This is a genomic window from Lyngbya sp. CCY1209, assembly GCF_055795065.1.
On record NZ_JAYFER010000623.1, the window covers coordinates 1 to 16,734 of the forward strand.

Genomic DNA, 16,734 nt, shown 5'->3' on the forward strand with positions numbered 1-16,734 from the left:
ATCCCCCTAAATCCCCCTTCAAAAGGGGGACTTTGAGTGAGATCCCCCTAAATCCCCCTTCAAAAGGGGGACTTTGAATTCGATCCCCCTAAATCCCCCTTCAAAAGGGGGACTTTGAGTCCTTTCTCCGGCTCCCCCCTTTTTAAGGGGGGCGGGGGGGGATCGCCGGACAACCCCCCCAACCCGACACGCAAAAAAAAGGAGCCGGTCGGCTCCTCTGAGGTCATAAATCACTATATGGAGAACGGTGGTTTAGCCGTTTTTGGCGGACTTGCGTTTGGAAGCGGCGAACAAGCCACCCACGGCCATCAGACCCAGCATCGTGGAGGGTTCGGGAACGGAAGCCACCTCGCTGCCGGGAACCGTGACGGTGTAGAGTCCGTTGTGAGAGGTTCCGTCATCCCCCGCCGTCAGTCCGGAAGCAACAGCCTCGAAGCTCCAGAGGTAGTTAACCTTTCCGTCGTATTCAACCTTGACGACTTCGCTGGCTTGCATACCCGCGAACACAGAACCGTAGACATTGCCCAAATCGAGGTGGCCGGCCAAACCGATTTCGATGCCGTCGCTGTCGCTTTCGATGTAGGAGATGTTGGGGTCGCTGGCGCGTTCAAAACCGTTCGTATAGAGGAATTGAGTAAATACATTTTCTCTCATCGTTCCCCCCAGACCCGGTTGATAAGTATTTATTAACGCATCAAACCACTGGTTCGCAATATCGCTGTCTCGATATGCTGTTGTACCATCACTTCCGAACCAGTCGTAAGCGTTGAGGCTGCTGAGGGTCAGAGACTTACCGTTGACTTCGCCAGTGATACTTGTACTTTCTCCATTCCAAAAGCTGGCGTTGTAGTAGTAGTCTCCCCATTGTGTTGCCATTCCGGTTTCACTGCCGGCAAACAGTTCGATGTTCCCGCCGGGGGTGCCGTCCATCCTTTGCAAGATGTCGTTCACATCGGCATCGGGGTTCGCTACAGTCGTGTCAACCGTACCATCGCCATCAGTATCGACGGCTTCGTATTTGATGACGTCCGTGCCTTCAACCGTCCACTGTGCGAGGGCGGGCGCTCCGGATACCGTGGTCATCCCTGCAACGACGGAAGCACCGATTAAAATTTTCTGTACTAGGCTTGCCATGATTGAAATCTCCTAAAGATTGAGGGTTGGTCTTTTTTTATGCGTTTTCTGTAGATGACACCGTTCGCTGGTTGATCGGATTTTAATTTCTCAGTTGCTTTTTCGATCGTCGGTTCAGAGATGGGTTTGACTTCTCTTTTTTTGCTTCTGAACTTATCTTAAGCGACTCGGAACCAAAAGTCCATCAAGCTTCTGTAAAATTATTGTAGGTTTTTGTCAAGGATTTAAGAATCAGTGAATTTGACTAATTTTTTGCAATTCGAGTCCGATCGCCCTCCGTATTTTCACGGAAATCAAGTGTTTTTATTCGGCGCGATCGCCACTTTATCCGTAGTTTTACGGACGACCTCGATCGCAAGTCTAGTGCGTTCAAAAAATCCGGGCAAGGACGAAAATCGGGGCATCGGGTGATGTCGGATACGGAGGGGGTGCGATCGCGATCGCATTTCCAACCGCACAAAAAAATCGGGGCGCAAGCCAGGGGCCCCGACAATCTCGATGGATAATCGGAAATTTCAATTCCCTACACCCTACACCCTACACCCTACACCCTATTCCCCAAAAATTCTGCGATGCGATCGACGGCGGTTTGCAACACCTCGGGGGGGTGGACTAACGCCAGTCGGATGTATCCTTCCCCGGACTTGCCAAAGCCGACGCCGGGGGAAGCCGCCACCCCGGTTTCCTGAACCAATTGGGTGCAGAAGCCGACGGAATCTCGACTCCAGGGTTCGGGGAGTTTCGCCCAGACGTACAGCGTCGCCATCGGGGTGGGGACGTCCCAACCGATCGCCCTCAAAGCGCGGACGAAGACATCCCGCCGTTCTCTAAAGGTATCGACGGTATCGGCGATCAATTGCTGGGGGCCGGTTAAAGCCGCGATCGCGCCGTTGAGAATGCCCCGATATTGGTTGAAGTCGATCGCCGCCTTGACTTGTCGCAAAGCCAGGATCAACTCGGCGTTGCCCACCGCGAAGGCGATGCGGAAGCCCCCCATATTGTAGGATTTGGAAAAGGTGAAAAACTCGATGGAGACGGTTTTTTCGGGATCGGCCTGGAGGACGGACGGGGCGATGGCGTCAGTGTTCGACTCTCCTCCACCTTCGGGGAACACGAAATCGGCATAGGGGAAATCGTGTACCAAAACGAGGCCGTGTTTTTGGCAAAATGCGACGGCTTCTCGAAAGAATGATAAGGGTGCGATCGCGGTGGTGGGGTTGTGGGGATAGCTCAAGACCATCATTTTGGCCTGGGCGAGCACCGTTTCGGGGATCTCTTCAAATTTGGGCAAAAACTGATTTTCTGCCAACATGGGCATGGCGTAGATTTGTCCCCCGGCCAAATACACGCCCCCGGCGTGGGAGGGGTAGCCCGGATCTTGCAGCAGGGCGAAATCCCCGGGGTCGAGGATCGCCAGGGGCAGGTGGGCCGTCCCCTCCTGACAGCCGATCAGTTGCAGGACTTCCGTCTCCGGATCGACACCGACGCCGTACTTTTGGGTGTACCAGTGGGCGGCGGCTTCCCGAAACGCCTGGGTGCTGTGAAACAGGGCGTATCCGTGGGTTTTGGGGTCGTCGAGGGAATCCCGGATGCGATCGATGATGTGGTCAGCGACGGGCAGATCGGAGGAACCGAGGGACAAATCGATCAGATCCCGTCCCGCCGCCAAAGCTTGGGCTTTCGCCCGGTCCATATCGGCAAATACATTGGATCGCAGGGGTTCTAAGCGCTCGGAAAATTGCATGGTTCTGACGGAAGATGGAGCGGAGGAGGCGGAGGAGGCGGAGGAAGCGGAGGAGGCGGAGGAAGAAATAATTTCCCCTACACCCTACACCCTACACCCTACACCCTACACATTGCCGGTTCTACAGGTGAGGTTCGAGCAGCGCGATCAACTTGGGTTTGGTGATCGCCCCCTCGTGAGAGACGAGGACTTCGTCCCCCTTGAAAAGTCTCAACGCCGGGACCCCTTCAACTTGGCAGCGTTTGACGGCTTCCGGGTTGGCATCGACCTCCAATTTGACCACTTTGAGGCGATCGGCGTAACTCTCGGCCACCGCCTCCACGGACGGGGAAACGAGGCGACACGGGCCGCACCAGGGGGCCCAGAAGTAAGCCAAAGTCGGCCGTTCGGCATTGCCCAGGACTTCGGTTTCAAATTCGGAATCTTGAATGACAATGACGTTGCTACTCATCTATTTTCCCGCTGGCAACTCCCACCGGTGGATGGGGATGGGTACAAGAAACGGGGCGGGGCGTACCGGTTCTTGATTACTTAATAATTTACCAGAAAATCGGGTTGAAAGCCTCGCCCCTTCGACTTTGCTCTGGGCCAGCCTTCGAGGGGGACTTTGTGGTAGAGTACCGAAAGCGGTAAAGGGCATTCTAAAAAACTTGCGGTCTGCCCGTTCGCGTAAACTTGTTGAGGGCTAGGCTCCAACCTGGATGGGTTAAACTCCGGCTCCCGGTGAAGCCCGAATCCCCGTCCCTTTAGGGCGAGGAGTGTCAAAATCGAGCCCAATCCGCCCTTCCACTTCGGAACCCGATGGCGCGACCGCCGAAATGCAACAAAACTTAATACGATCGCGGGAGAGGCGGTCCTCGGCGGCGGGAAAATCGGGAACGGAACGGGACAGGTCGCCCGCTTCTGACCGGCATGGGAGCGGGTAGAGCGGCACCGTTGCTTTACAAAATGTTAAGAGCGGCGAGATCGGCTGCATACAGCCTCTCAATAAACTGATAGACTTGAACACTGGGAGTGCCAGACTCAATCCGGCAACCTCAGACGTTGGGAGGATAAAATTCGTGGATAACGTAATTGGATTGGAAATTATCGAAGTGGTCGAACAGGCGGCGATCGCTTCGGCTCGATGGATGGGTAAAGGTGAAAAAAATACCGCCGACCACGTGGCAGTGGAAGCCATGCGGAAGCGGATGAACGAAATTCATATGCGCGGACGCATCGTCATCGGCGAAGGGGAGCGGGACGAAGCTCCCATGCTCTACATTGGCGAGGAAGTGGGCATTTGCACCCAAGAGGATGCGTCGAAAGTTTGCGACCCGGAAGAACTCATTGAAATCGATATCGCGGTAGACCCCTGCGAGGGGACGAACCTGGTCGCCTACGGCCAGAATGGCTCGATGGCGGTGCTGGCAATTTCCGAAAAAGGTGGACTGTTCCGCGCCCCCGACTTCTACATGAAGAAACTCGCGGCTCCCACCGTGGCTCGGGGTCACGTCGATATCAACAAATCGGCGACCGAAAACCTGCAGATCCTCTCGGACTGCATGAACCGCGCGGTGGAGGAACTGGTGGTCGTGGTCATGGACCGCCCCCGGCACAAAGAGCTGATCGCGGAAATTCGGGAGGCCGGCGCCCGGGTGCGCCTGATCAGCGACGGCGACGTTTCGGCGGCGATCTCCTGCGCCTTCTCCGGAACCAACATCCACGCGCTGATGGGTATCGGCGCGGCGCCGGAAGGGGTGATTTCGGCGGCGGCGATGCGCTGTCTGGGGGGTCACTTCCAGGGACAGCTCATCTACGACCCGGAAATTGTCAAAACGGGTCTGATCGGCGAGAGCAAAGAGAGCAACATCGCCCGCCTGAAAGAGATGGGCATCGAAGACCCCGACAAGGTTTACAATGCCGAAGAACTCGCCTGCGGTGAAACGGTTTTGTTTGCCGCCTGCGGCATTACTTCCGGAACCCTGATGGAAGGCGTCCGCTTCTTCGGCGGCGGTGCCCGGACTCAGAGCTTGGTGATTTCATCTCAGTCCAAAACCGCCCGCTTTGTAGACACCATCCATATGTTCGAGAAGCCGAAGAGCATTCAGCTTCGCTAATTTCTGATGGGGAGATGGGGATGGGGCGGCGAGAATTGGGAGACGTTCCGTCAATTCAAACCGGAGCGGCCCCGAAGCGTTCGCACCCGATTCCCCGTCCCCCGTCGAGATCTCGATGACAGATATTGCACGACAAACCACCGATAAGAAACCGTCAACGACAACCGTTTTATGAATATTGCAGTCGTAGGTCTCAGTCACAAAACGGCTCCAGTTCACGTCCGTGAAAAACTCAGCATTCCGGAACCTCAAATCGAGGGTGCGATCGCCCATTTGTTGAGCTACCCCCACTTGGAGGAAGTGGCAATTCTGAGCACCTGCAACCGCTTGGAAATTTACATCGTCACCGCCGAAACCCAACCGGGGATTCGCGAGGTGACTCAATTTCTCTCCGAGTCGGGTCAACTTCCCCTGCACCAACTGCGCCCCCACTTGTTCACCTTGCTCCATGATGATGCCATCATGCACCTGATGCGGGTGGCGGCGGGTCTGGACAGCTTGGTGCTCGGCGAAGGGCAGATCCTGTCCCAGGTGAAGCAAACCCACAAACTGGGCCAGCGGCACAAGGGGATCGGACGCATCCTCAACCGCCTCTTCAAACAGGCGATCACCGCCGGAAAGCGGGTCCGCACGGAGACGAGCATCGGAACCGGCGCCGTCTCCATCAGTTCTGCGGCGGTGGAATTGGTCCAGATGAAGGTGCGCGATCTCGCCGATTACCGGGTGGCGATCGTCGGCGCCGGGAAAATGTCCCGCCTGCTGGTGCAGCACCTGCTCTCCAAAGGGGGGAACCAAATTTCCATTCTCAACCGCTCCATGAAGCGAGCCGAAGAGTTGGCCGGTCAATTTCGGGAGGCGGACTTGCAACTCCACCCCCTCTCGGAGATGATGTCCGTCATCGCCAATTCCGATATCGTGTTTACCAGCACCGGGGCGACCGAACCGATTTTGGACCGGGCGAAGCTGGAAACCGCCCTGGCGCCCGAACAGCCCTTGATGTTGGTGGATATTTCCGTTCCCCGGAACGTGGCGGCGGACGTGACCGAGTTATCCGGCGTCGAGTCGTTCAACGTGGACGATTTGAAGGCCGTGGTCGCCCAAAACCAGGAGAGCCGCCGTCAGATGGCTCTGGAGGCGGAAATGCTCCTCGAAGAGGAGGTGGAAGCCTTCGATGTCTGGTGGCGGAGTTTGGAAACGGTGCCGACGATCAACTGTCTGCGGGACAAGATCGAGGGCATCCGCGAGCAGGAACTCGAAAAAGCGCTGTCCCGCTTGGGTTCTGAGTTTGCGGAAAAGCACCAGGAGGTCATCGAAGCTTTGACCCGGGGGATCGTGAACAAGATCCTTCACGACCCGATGGTACAGTTGCGGGCCCAGCAGGATATCGAAACGCGACGGCGGGCGATGCAGAGCCTGCAAACCCTGTTCAATCTCGACCCCGACGGGGTGTCCAGCCAACAGTACGGTTAGCTCGCGGGACGGGCCGGATTATCAATGATCCCCGGAGAGGCATTCTGTCGATAGAGGATGCCTCTTTTTCATTTGGGGTCGGGAAAGAAGCCGTCAGCCCGAAAACTGAGAGCCGGAAGCTGATAGATATGGCAACGAGCGATCGGGTCTTGACAAATCGAGCGGGCTTCCAAAACTCCCAAACTTCGATTCCAACGGGGTTGGAGTCCTCCCGACTCTCGAGAACCGCCTGCGGTGCCACAGATCGGCTGGGTGATTTTTTTTAAGAAAATTCTCATATTCTAAATATTTTTTGATATTATGTAACATAACCACACACAAACCCCAGCAAGGAGAGCTTTGATGAGCGGAGGCGCTTTTTATCTCGATCCCGATGACGCCAAGTCCCTTGGCGATATCGACTATATGCGTAAGCCGATGAAAGTGAAGAAATCTTTCCCGAAGATAGCCGGCGGGAAACCCGTCAACATCCCGGAAGAAACCCCCAAACCGGCGATGGAGATGGCGAAAAAGATCGTCGCCGAGTCTTCGACATCCGAATCGACGACGAACGAAACCGCCAGTCGCCGCCGTCCGGATTCCAATTTAGATATGTTCCGCAGCATGGCCCGCGACATGAAGAAGTAATCGCTATCTGCACGATTCAAACCGAGTCGGGGGGAATGGGTTGTCGGCAAGAACGCGGGGAACTGATTCTCCCGGACTCGGAATTAAAATGAAATATATTAACGTTTCTCAACGTTTCCAGATGGGATATTGTTAAAGGGAGAATACCAATCAATTCCAACGTTATTGGTTGGGTAATTTTGGCGATTTATCTGGCATTTTTCTATGGGCATAGCAACCGCCAGGATGGTGAGGACATCGAGCAATTTTGAAACCCCGAGTCTGAACGATTTTTCTGACTGTTGCCTGTTGCTTATTCCCTGTTGTCTGCTATACCCCGCCGCCGAGTTGTAACTTTAGATACTGAAAAAAAAATCAAATTTTGTCAAGATTGCCTGACGGACAAATCACATCCGGGGTCAAACAGGGGCATATGGCATCTATCAGTCGTCCGGTATCCGGCTATGAAGATCGGTTAAGGCAACTCTTGATGGAACAATTCGATGATTATTTTAATTGGGAGGAAATCAAGGCAGTCCGAAAAATTAATGCCGCAGTTGTCAACGTCAGCGGACGGCAGCGAATGCTGTCTCAGAGAATCGCATTTTTCAGTCTGAAGTTAGCCGTAACTCGCGATGAAGCGGAAGAAAAAAAAATTCGGGAAACGCTGCTCAAAGATATCGATTTGATGGAGCGATCGCACGAGGGATTGCTCTACGGGGATGCCGAGATGCACTTAACGGGGCAGCCTTCAAACAGCATTCGCTTGATGTATTTCGAGCCGCCTTTCGACTTAGATCGGCGCATCCGAGATTACATCGCGGCCGTCAGGACACTAATCGCCATCCCGACTGCGGAACTCGCCCCCGATCACCCAACATTAAACTATATTACCACGGTCGCCCCCAACGAATTGCTCTCCATTTTGGATGCGGTCGTCGCCCAATATCAACGGGAAAGTGAAATCGAGCAACTCGATCTCGAACATATTCAAATTCAACTGTACCAAAAAGCCTGCGCCAACGCCGCGATCGCCCAAGCCCAAACCCGACAATTGGAACGGACGCTGCGGGAACTCGAACAAACCCAAGCCCAACTTTTTCACGCGGAAAAAATGGCATCTTTGGGGCAACTTGTCGCCAGTTTGGGCCACGAAATTAACAACCCCGTCAACTGCATCTGCCACAACGTAACTCACGTCGAACGCTACAGCCGAGATTTATTCGAGCTCATCCAATTGTATCAAGATGCCGATCCCAAGGGCGATCGCATCCGAGAATTTATCGAGGAAATCGACCTGGAATTTTTGAGCCGAGATTTTCCCGCCGTCCTTTCCGCGCTGAAAATCGGCGCCGAACGCCTGTACGAAATCGTGCGATCGCTGCGAAACTTTTCTCGCAAAGATGACGACGCCACCTCCCCCTTCAACCTCCACGACGGCTTGGAAGGAACCCTGCTCATTTTGACCGATCGCCTGCGGGCTAAATCTCACCGCCCCCCCATACTCGTAATCCGAAATTACGGACAATTGCCCGAAATCAACTGTTATCCTGGCCAGATCAATCAGGTGTTTATGAACCTGATCGGCAACGCCATCGATGCGATCGACGAAGTGGAAGAATGGCCGGCGGAAGGCGGTCAAAAAATTCCCGCCATTCAGATCGATACGGATGTCGGATCGGGTGCCGTCATTATCAAAATTTCCGATAACGGCCGGGGGATGGACTCGGCGACCCAAAGGAAATTATTCGACCAGTTTTATACGACGAAAGCGATCGGAAAAGGGACCGGACTGGGACTCTACATCAGCCGTGAAATTGTTGTCGATCGCCACGGCGGCAATCTGTGGTGCGAGTCCGAACTCGGGCGGGGAACCGCATTTTGGATCGAACTGCCAACACAATTAACAATTAATAATTAATTATTAATTTTCCTTCGCAGGCGGCGGGGGGGAGGGGAATTCAGGCGGCGGGTTTTGAGGGGGACGACTTCGGCCGAACCGCTTTCCCGGGCGACCCGAATTAATAGCCCCGCCAAAGCCAAACTGGCGATCATCGAACTGCCCCCGTAACTGAACAGAGGCAGGGGCAAACCCGTCGTCGGCAGCGCCCCCGTCGCCACGCCGATATTCAGCAACGACTGTCCCACCATCACCACCATGACGCCGATCGCCACCAGTTGATATTCGATCTGACGCGCTTTCAGAGCCACTCTCAGGGCGATCGTCGCGTAGGCGCCCAACATCAGCAGCAGCATCACCCCGCCGACGAAGCCGAATTCTTCCGCATACACCGCAAAAATAAAATCGCTGAACTGAATTGGCAGGTAAAATAACTTTTGCTGGGACAGGCCCAAACCCGTCCCCCAAACGCCGCCGGAACCGACGGCCAGCAAACTCTGAATCAACTGGTAGCCGTCATTCACCGGGTCGGCCCAGGGGTTGAGAAACGAGAGAATCCGCCGCATCTGATATTCTCGCAGGCTGACGCTGAGGGTGGCCAGGAGTATCCCCCCGAAGGCCGTCCCCCCCAAATAGGCGAAAGGCACTCCGCCGGCGAGGGCGATCAGCCACAGCGTCATGCCACAGAGGGCCGTGGTACTCAGGTTCGGCTGCATCAAAATCAGCACCAGCACCGACCCGAAAATCCCCAGCCAAATCAACCGCGATCGCCAATGGAGGCGAGTCCAGCGGGAAAAAAACCGCGACCCCTGCAACACCAAAAACGGCTTCATCAGTTCCGACGGTTGGATCACCACCGGGCCGAGGGCCAGCCACCGCGTCGCCCCGTTGATGGTGGTGCCCAAGCCGGGGACGATGGTGAGAAACAACAGCCCCCAAACGGCGAACAACCCCCACTGGGCCGTCCGCAACACCACCCGCACGGGGGTATTGACGATGATGCCAAATCCCACCATCCCCACCACCATCCAGAGCACCTGGCGCTTAAAATAGTACAACCCGTCTCCGTGTTCGATGTTGGCGCTGGGGTAGGAGGCCGAAAACATCACCACCAGCCCGACGAACAGCCACAGGAAGGTCAGCCAGCGCAGCAGGCGGGCTTCGATCGCCCAATCTTGGGCGGACGGGTCGAGAAATGGAATCAGACGGCGTAAATCTATCAATGGGACAATTGATGTCAGAGAGATTTAAGGTATTGTAGCGCGATGAAGGAATGTTAGCTAGTTAATTTTTTTGTGGTTTTTTGTAGGGTGCGTTCCCAATCATCTATTATCGGTCAAGTGGGTCGGTTACTACGGTTGGGAACGCACCGCGACCGCTTGTCCTCACAGGCAAGATGCCTGTGCTACCGTTGGTTTTGACTGCACGGGTCAGACGGTTGAGAATCCGAAACTGTTGGAGGATTGACACCCGGTTTTGGAAACCCCATATTTAGGGTTTAAAATCGTTCATTATGGAGAAAAAAAGGATTTTTAATACAGCATTTTGGCATCGCAAAAGACTTGAGATCCATCGAAAAAGAATGGCTTTTGAGAGGGAGTAGGGAATAGGGAGTAGGGGATAGGGAATGTTTGTTGATGCTTTCTGTCGCGCCGGACGCGATCGCCCATTATTATAGGTTTAACAAATATGCTGCTAGAACTTGCGATCGGAGACGCCTACGGGGCTGGATTTGAATTCGCGCCCCCCGACTTTGTAGCCGAATATAACACCCTCTCCGGCTACCGCCAACACCCCCGCCACCGGCTGCAACCGGGAAGCTACACCGACGATACCCAGATGAGTTTGGCGATCGCGGAAACGTTGATTTCCGGCGACCCCTGGACTCCGGAAGTCCTGGCCGATCGCTTCGTCCGCACCTTCAAACGCGACCCCCGCGAGGGTTACGCCGGCCGTTTTTACGACCTGTTGATGGCGATCGAAACCGGGGCAGAATTGCGGGAAAAATTGCCCGGAACCAGCGACAAAAGTGGGGCGGCGATGCGATCGGCCCCCGTCGGTATTTTACCCGCCGTCGAAGGAGTGATTGAAGCCGCCCGAATTCAAGCCGCCGTCACCCACAATTCCACAGGCGGTATCGATTCCGCGATCGCCGCCGCTCTGATGTCTCACTATTTCCTGTATCGCCTCGGAAAAAAGGCGGAATTGGGAGAATTTTTGAGCGCCCACGTCCCCGGCGACTGGCTGACGCCTTGGCAGGGGAAAGCCGGGACTTCGGGGTTGGAATGCGTCCGCGCCGCTCGGAGTGCGATCGGACAAAATGACAGTTTGAGCGCCATTTTAAAAGATTGTATCGCTTTCACCGGAGATGTGGATACCGTCGCCGCGATCGCCCTCGCTGCGGCTTCGAGTAGCGAAGAAGTTGAACCCGATCTGCCCGAACATTTGATTGTCAATTTGGAAAATAACACCTACGGCCGATCTTATCTTATCGACCTCGATCGGCAATTGATGAATTGTTTTCATCGGTTCAAGGGTTAGCGATCATCTGCGGTGCGTTCCCACTTATTTATTCCGTCAGTCCGTGAGGGGCCCGAACGCACCCCAATCCTTGAGAGAAACTGTTTTAATAAGAATTGTAAATTTTTCGACGAAGAGGGGTTGACAAGGGGCGGCGATTCGCGATAAAATCTTGACAAGATGCTGAATAATGGAGTGGTTGCAAAAATTTTATTTTCATCACCACTCCCATTATCTAAAATAATACCAGAAGTCAAGCCCCAAATCAACCCCTTCCCTAAAAAAATCGAAAATTTTAATATTTCTTTAATTTTTTTAAAATTTAGAAAAATTCACCACAGAGGCACAGAGGACACGGAGAGGTGGTCGGTTTTTTCGATAACATTCGTGTGGCTATCAATCCAGATTTTGGGACTCAAAAAATAGATGAAATTCGAGTCCACTTGAGTGGACTTTCGCTGTGAGCCTGGAAATAAATTTCCAGGCGGGATAGTCATGTGGGGGAACGCACCGGAAATCGACTCAAATTTGGTCAAGTTAAAGAATTGTAAATTTTGCGATCGAGAGGGGTTGACAAGGGGCGACGATTCGCGATAAAATCTTGACAAGATGCTGAATAATGGAGTGGTGGCAAAAATTTTATTTTCATCACCACTCCCATTATCTAAAATAATACCGGAAGTCAAGCCCCAAATCAACCCCTTCCCCAAAAAAATCGAAAATTTTAATATTTCTTTAATTTTTTTAAAAAAAATTTATAAAAATTCACCACTCCAGGCACTCCAGGACAGGGAGAGGTTATGGGTTTTTCCGATAACATTCGTGTGGCTATCAACCCAGATTTTGGGACTCAAAAAATAGATGAAATTCGAGTCCACTTGAGTGGACTTTTGCTGTGAGCCTGGAAATTTATTTCCAGGCGGGATAGTCATGTGGGGGAACGCACTGCGATCGCTTGTCCTCACAGGCAAGATGCCTGTGCTACTGTGGGGGCAACCCTCTGCGGTTGCCACAAAAAAACCATCCAACCCGACGATCGCCTACAGTTACAATATCGGTGTCCGTGCGTTCACCTGGAGGAACCGTGCTCTCAAACCTCGCCCTGACCAGTTCTCGCCAAGCGGAAATCGTCGAGGTCGTCTTCCGCAACGGTTGGGACTATATGCGCCGCCTCCTGACCGGGGGAAAAGCCGGGGAACCCGCCCTGCCGCCGCCCAGGGTCCTCCGCAATATTTTCGTGGATTTGGGGCCGGTTTACGTCAAATTGGGGCAGTTACTCAGCACCCGTCCCGACCTGCTGCCCCCCGCCTACATCAGCACCCTCTCAACGTTGCAGGCGGAAGTCCCGGCCATGCCCTGGACGGCGATCGAAAGTTTGCTGCGGGAAGAATTGCAATTTCCCCTCGAAGAAATTTTCGCCGAATTCGAGACGCAGTGCGTGGCAGCGGGGTCCATCGCCCAGACTTATCGCGCCGTGTTGCGGACGGGGCAACCTGTGGCGGTGAAGGTGCAGCGTCCCGGAATCGATCACACCGTCGAACGGGATATCGCCCTGCTGAAAGGACTCGCGGAACTGGTGGCGCTGACGGATTTCGGGCAGGATTACGATATCGTCGGCATCGCCGAGGAGTTCGGCGCGGCGCTGCGGGAAGAGTTGGATTTTCGCAAGGAAGCTCGCCACACGGACGATTTGCGCCAAAATCTCTCCGAAAGTCGCTGGTACGATGCCAAGCAAGTGGTCATTCCCGAGGTGTATTGGGAGTACACGACACCGAAAATTTTAGTGTTGGAATGGTTGGACGGGAAGCCGATTTTGTCGGCGACTTTGCAGGGAATTAACCACAATGGAAATGTGGAGGCCGAACGGCAGGCAATCACGACCCTTTTATGTCGGGTGTTTTTCAAACAATTTTATATCGACGGATTTTTCCATGCCGATCCCCATCCCGGCAATATCTTTTATTTGAATGACGGCCGCGTGGCGCTGTTGGACTGCGGGATGGTGAGTCGTCTCGACCCCCGCACCCAGCAAAATTTGACGGAATTACTGTTGGCGATCGTGGATTTGGATTCCCAGCGCTGCACCCAATTGACCTTGAGAATGGCGGAGTCCGCCCAGCCGCGAAGTCTGGCGCAGTTGGAAAATGACTACGCGAAAATGTTGCGGAAATATTACAACCGCAGTTTGTCGGAAATCAAGTTTTCCGAGGTGTTTTATGAAATCCTGCAACTGGCGCGGGACAACCGCATCAAACTGCCGAGTAATTTGGGATTGTATTCCAAAACCCTCGCGAATTTGGAGGGGGTAGCCCGCAGTTTTGACCCCCAACTGAATTTGTTGGATCAAATTAGACCCTTGATGATGGATCTATTTCAGCGGCAATTATTTGGGGACAATCCCCTGCAAACGGCGATGCGGACGGCTTTGGATATCAAGAGTTTGTCTTTGCAATCTCCCCGCCAGTTCGAGTTATTGTTGGATCGAATTACGTCGGAAACGCTGAAGTGGAATTTGACGCTGCGGGATTTGGAATTGCTGCGCCACAGTTTGGATGATTCGGCAAATCGGCTGTCTTTTAGTATTGTGGTGGCGGCGTTGATCGTGGGGGCGGCGATCGTCACGACGGGGGCGCAAACCAGCCAGATGACGGTTTTGACGAATGCGTTATTCGGGGGTGCGAGTATTTTGGGACTGTGGCTGATCGTGAGTATTCTGCGATCGCGCCGATAACAATTAACAATTAATAATTAATAATTAATAATTAATTATTGCTCGATCGCACGTTTGAGAAAGCTGGCGCGACACCAATCGACATCCGGCCCGACTTGAAAGGTGATATAATCGATTCCGTAGGCGCTCCAATAGTTGAGCACCGTCCCCACCAAACCGGTGGTGTTGTTGATGCGCTGCACGGGACAGCCGGGGGGAAATTTTTGGGCGACGGGGTGATCTTTCCACCGTTTGAGCATCTGAATTCGCTTTCGATCGCCTTCCGAGAGCAGTTTCCAAGCCTCAATTTTCCAGTGGGAATAGTCGCGGGTGAGCGCTTCAATTTGGCCCCAGCTTGTCGCCGATCGCAAATAGTCGGCGAGTTCGGCGGCGGTCTGAATTTCAAATTTTAGCAGGGGCTCGGCACTCATGATCTTCGCAAGCTAACCCTAGGTTTAGCGTGTGGGGGGCCTTCGGGGACAGTCTCGCCCCATATCTAGTATACTCCCCGATGCGGATTTGGGAAAGGGCGATCGGGGTTGGGGGCACAGGGAGCAGAGGAGGCAGAGGAAGCAACGGTCAAGCAGAGGAAGCAACGGTCAAGCGGAGGTTGAATTGGGGGCGGGCAGGCACGGAGGCAGAGCCCCTACAATCTAAAATCTAAAATTCCCGACTCCCTAATACCGACTCCCGACTCAAAATTCCGCGATGACGGGGTAGTGATCGGAGGGCCAGATATTATCGATCGCGGCGGTATGGACTTTGGAGGCTTTGAGGTGGAGGCGGGAGTCGTAATAAATCGTATCGACGGCCGCGATCGCCTTGCCGGTAAACTCGTGGTAGGTTCTCTGCTCTTTCGCGGCCAGATGCCCGAGGACGTCGAGGAGTCGCACCCCGTTGCCGAGGGGTCGGGTGAAGCTCTGGCGGGTCGGGCTCTCGGGTTCGGCGTTGAAATCCCCCGTGAGCAGCAACAGGCAATTTTGAATATCAATTGTAGCCAAGCGATCGCGGATCAGTCCGGCCCCCAACTCCCGGGCTTTCTGGCTGTTGTAGTCGAGGTGGGTGTTGAACAGGGCGATGCGGTGGCGGCCGTCTCCGGAGGAAAAGAGCGCCCAGGTAGCCATGCGGGGGACGGGGTTCTCCCAATCCGGACTGACGCTCCCCATCACGTTCGGCGTCCCGCTCAACCAAAAATCCCCCGACTCCAGACAAGCGAACTGGCGGCGGTCGTAAAAAATCGCGCAGTGTTCCCCCCGGCCCGTCCCGTCGCGATCGACGCCCAAACTTTGATAGTCGGGAAGCAGGCGGTGCAGGTCCAAGAGTTGGTGAGCCTGACCTTCCTGGGTGCCGACGATCGCCGGTTGATGCCGAGAAATCAGGGTAGCCACCGCTTTTCGTCGCCATTTCCAGGAATTGTTGCCCGGGTCGGGCTTGTCGTAACGGAGGTTGAAGGTGATAACTTTCATGAAACGGAGAGTGATTTGACATCCGCTCCCGCCCAGAAGAGCGATCGCCCGACGGGAGATTCTCAGAGCCGATCCGGCTTTTGACCCGATGGATTCCGATACATGGGGTTTGGAGAATTTTAGATTTCAGATTTCAGATTTTTCACTGTTCACTGTTCATTTTTCAATTCCCGACGGAATCCTCCCGGGGCGTGAAGGGTTCCTCGGGGACGAAGGCGGGCGCCGCCACGTCGGTTTCCAGGACGCAGTTAACGCCGCGCTCGATAATGCAGATGAACGGGCCGAGGGTCGTGCCTTGGAACAGCACCCCGGCCAGGTTCGTGTTGGAAAGTTGGGCGCGATCGATATTGGTGTCGGCCAGGGCCGCCGCGATCAGGTTAGCCCCCGTCAGGTCGGCCTCGTAGAAGTTCGCCCCCCGCAAATCCGCCGCGATCAGGTTCGCCCCCGTCAAATCCGCCCGTTCCAGGTTGGATTGGAACAGGAAGGCGCTCTGCAAATTGGCGCCGATCAGTTCGGATTCTTCCATGAACGTCTGGCTGAGGTTGGCTTGGAATAAATTGGCGTCGCTCAGGTCGGCTCGTCGCAGATCGGCCCGGGCCAGGAAGGCCTGTCCGAGGTCCGCTTCCCGCAAATCCGCCCGCTGCAAGTTGGCGTTGTGGAGGTTCGCGTTAAATAAATTAGCCGCCGCCATGCTGGCCCCCCCCAGGTCGGCATTGTAGAGATTGGCCCGCTGCAGGTTGGCACTCCGCAAGTCCGCCTGACGCAGGAAAGCCTCTCCGAGGTCCGCTTCAAACAGGTTGGCGCCGGCGAGTTGGGCGCCCCCCAGATCGGCCCCCCGCAGGTCGCACCCCGGACATTCGTTGGTGGTGAGGAGTTGCTGCACATCCTCCGGGTCGAAAGCTTGTCCGGCGGCGGCGAACCACAGCGGAGACAGGAGCAGAATTAGAGCCTGAATCTTGAACTTCATCGTTGGACTCCCAAATGGTCGGCATGGAAAGCGACGGGTGGATTAGGGGTCGAGAGAGATGTTACCATCTCCCCCTCCCATTCAGAACCGTGCATGAGACTTTCACCTCACACGGCTC

At 54.6% G+C, this 16,734-nt stretch carries 14 protein-coding genes; 7 read left to right on the plus strand and 7 right to left on the minus strand.

Annotated elements, in window-relative coordinates; genetic code table 11:
• Window positions 1-252: 252 nt before the first annotated feature.
• The 3 genes from AC0QHF_RS23690 to AC0QHF_RS23700 all read right to left on the minus strand — a co-directional run bounded on the left by AC0QHF_RS23690 (window position 253) and on the right by AC0QHF_RS23700 (window position 3,329).
• Window positions 253-1,134, minus strand: coding sequence for an NF038130 family PEP-CTERM protein (locus AC0QHF_RS23690; RefSeq protein ID WP_324706726.1), 882 nt, complete (start codon window positions 1,132-1,134; stop codon window positions 253-255).
• A 544-nt stretch (window positions 1,135-1,678) separates the two neighbouring features.
• Window positions 1,679-2,878: an LL-diaminopimelate aminotransferase gene (locus tag AC0QHF_RS23695; RefSeq protein WP_324706727.1), complete on the minus strand. Its 1,200-nt coding sequence runs from the start codon at window positions 2,876-2,878 to the stop codon at window positions 1,679-1,681.
• Between the two features lie 121 nt (window positions 2,879-2,999).
• Complete coding sequence (locus tag AC0QHF_RS23700) at window positions 3,000-3,329, minus strand: thioredoxin family protein (RefSeq protein WP_324706728.1); 330 nt, start codon at window positions 3,327-3,329, stop codon at window positions 3,000-3,002.
• Between the two features lie 610 nt (window positions 3,330-3,939).
• On the opposite strand from AC0QHF_RS23700, the gene glpX reads away from it, so the two are divergent.
• The 4 genes from glpX to AC0QHF_RS23720 all read left to right on the plus strand — a co-directional run bounded on the left by glpX (window position 3,940) and on the right by AC0QHF_RS23720 (window position 8,974).
• On the plus strand, window positions 3,940-4,977 hold the full coding sequence (gene glpX, locus AC0QHF_RS23705; RefSeq protein ID WP_324706729.1) for a class II fructose-bisphosphatase: 1,038 nt from the start codon (window positions 3,940-3,942) through the stop codon (window positions 4,975-4,977).
• A 171-nt stretch (window positions 4,978-5,148) separates the two neighbouring features.
• On the plus strand, window positions 5,149-6,447 hold the full coding sequence (locus tag AC0QHF_RS23710) for a glutamyl-tRNA reductase (RefSeq protein ID WP_324706730.1): 1,299 nt from the start codon (window positions 5,149-5,151) through the stop codon (window positions 6,445-6,447).
• 342 nt (window positions 6,448-6,789) lie between these two features.
• A complete protein-coding gene (locus AC0QHF_RS23715; RefSeq protein WP_324706731.1) occupies window positions 6,790-7,074 on the plus strand; it encodes a hypothetical protein in 285 nt (94 codons plus the stop codon).
• A 412-nt stretch (window positions 7,075-7,486) separates the two neighbouring features.
• Window positions 7,487-8,974 (plus strand): ATP-binding protein, encoded by a 1,488-nt coding sequence (locus AC0QHF_RS23720; protein WP_324706732.1) that lies wholly within the window; start codon window positions 7,487-7,489, stop codon window positions 8,972-8,974.
• Here the strand turns inward: AC0QHF_RS23720 and AC0QHF_RS23725 are convergent.
• A complete protein-coding gene (locus tag AC0QHF_RS23725; protein ID WP_324706739.1) occupies window positions 8,971-10,173 on the minus strand; it encodes an FtsW/RodA/SpoVE family cell cycle protein in 1,203 nt (400 codons plus the stop codon). The genes AC0QHF_RS23720 and AC0QHF_RS23725 overlap by 4 nt on opposite strands.
• 469 nt (window positions 10,174-10,642) lie before the next feature.
• Between AC0QHF_RS23725 and AC0QHF_RS23730 the strand changes: the two genes are divergently transcribed.
• The 3 genes from AC0QHF_RS23730 (at window position 10,643) to AC0QHF_RS23740 (ending at window position 14,204) form a co-directional block, all read left to right on the plus strand.
• On the plus strand, window positions 10,643-11,494 hold the full coding sequence (locus AC0QHF_RS23730; RefSeq protein ID WP_324706733.1) for an ADP-ribosylglycohydrolase family protein: 852 nt from the start codon (window positions 10,643-10,645) through the stop codon (window positions 11,492-11,494).
• Between the two features lie 588 nt (window positions 11,495-12,082).
• Window positions 12,083-12,334 carry a hypothetical protein gene (locus tag AC0QHF_RS23735; protein WP_324706734.1) on the plus strand — a complete coding sequence of 84 codons (252 nt, stop codon included), beginning with the start codon at window positions 12,083-12,085 and terminating at the stop codon, window positions 12,332-12,334.
• Between the two features lie 223 nt (window positions 12,335-12,557).
• Window positions 12,558-14,204, plus strand: a complete 1,647-nt coding sequence (locus AC0QHF_RS23740) for an ABC1 kinase family protein (RefSeq protein ID WP_324706735.1) — start codon at window positions 12,558-12,560, stop codon at window positions 14,202-14,204.
• A 35-nt stretch (window positions 14,205-14,239) separates the two neighbouring features.
• Here AC0QHF_RS23740 and AC0QHF_RS23745 read toward each other — a convergent pair whose 3' ends face one another.
• From AC0QHF_RS23745 to AC0QHF_RS23755, 3 genes are all read right to left on the minus strand, one after another.
• Window positions 14,240-14,614 carry a hypothetical protein gene (locus tag AC0QHF_RS23745; RefSeq protein WP_324706736.1) on the minus strand — a complete coding sequence of 125 codons (375 nt, stop codon included), beginning with the start codon at window positions 14,612-14,614 and terminating at the stop codon, window positions 14,240-14,242.
• A gap of 264 nt (window positions 14,615-14,878) precedes the next feature.
• Window positions 14,879-15,649, minus strand: coding sequence for an endonuclease/exonuclease/phosphatase family protein (locus tag AC0QHF_RS23750; RefSeq protein ID WP_324706737.1), 771 nt, complete (start codon window positions 15,647-15,649; stop codon window positions 14,879-14,881).
• Window positions 15,650-15,812: 163 nt separating this feature from the next.
• Window positions 15,813-16,616, minus strand: coding sequence for a pentapeptide repeat-containing protein (locus AC0QHF_RS23755; RefSeq protein WP_324706738.1), 804 nt, complete (start codon window positions 16,614-16,616; stop codon window positions 15,813-15,815).
• Window positions 16,617-16,734: the final 118 nt, after the last annotated feature.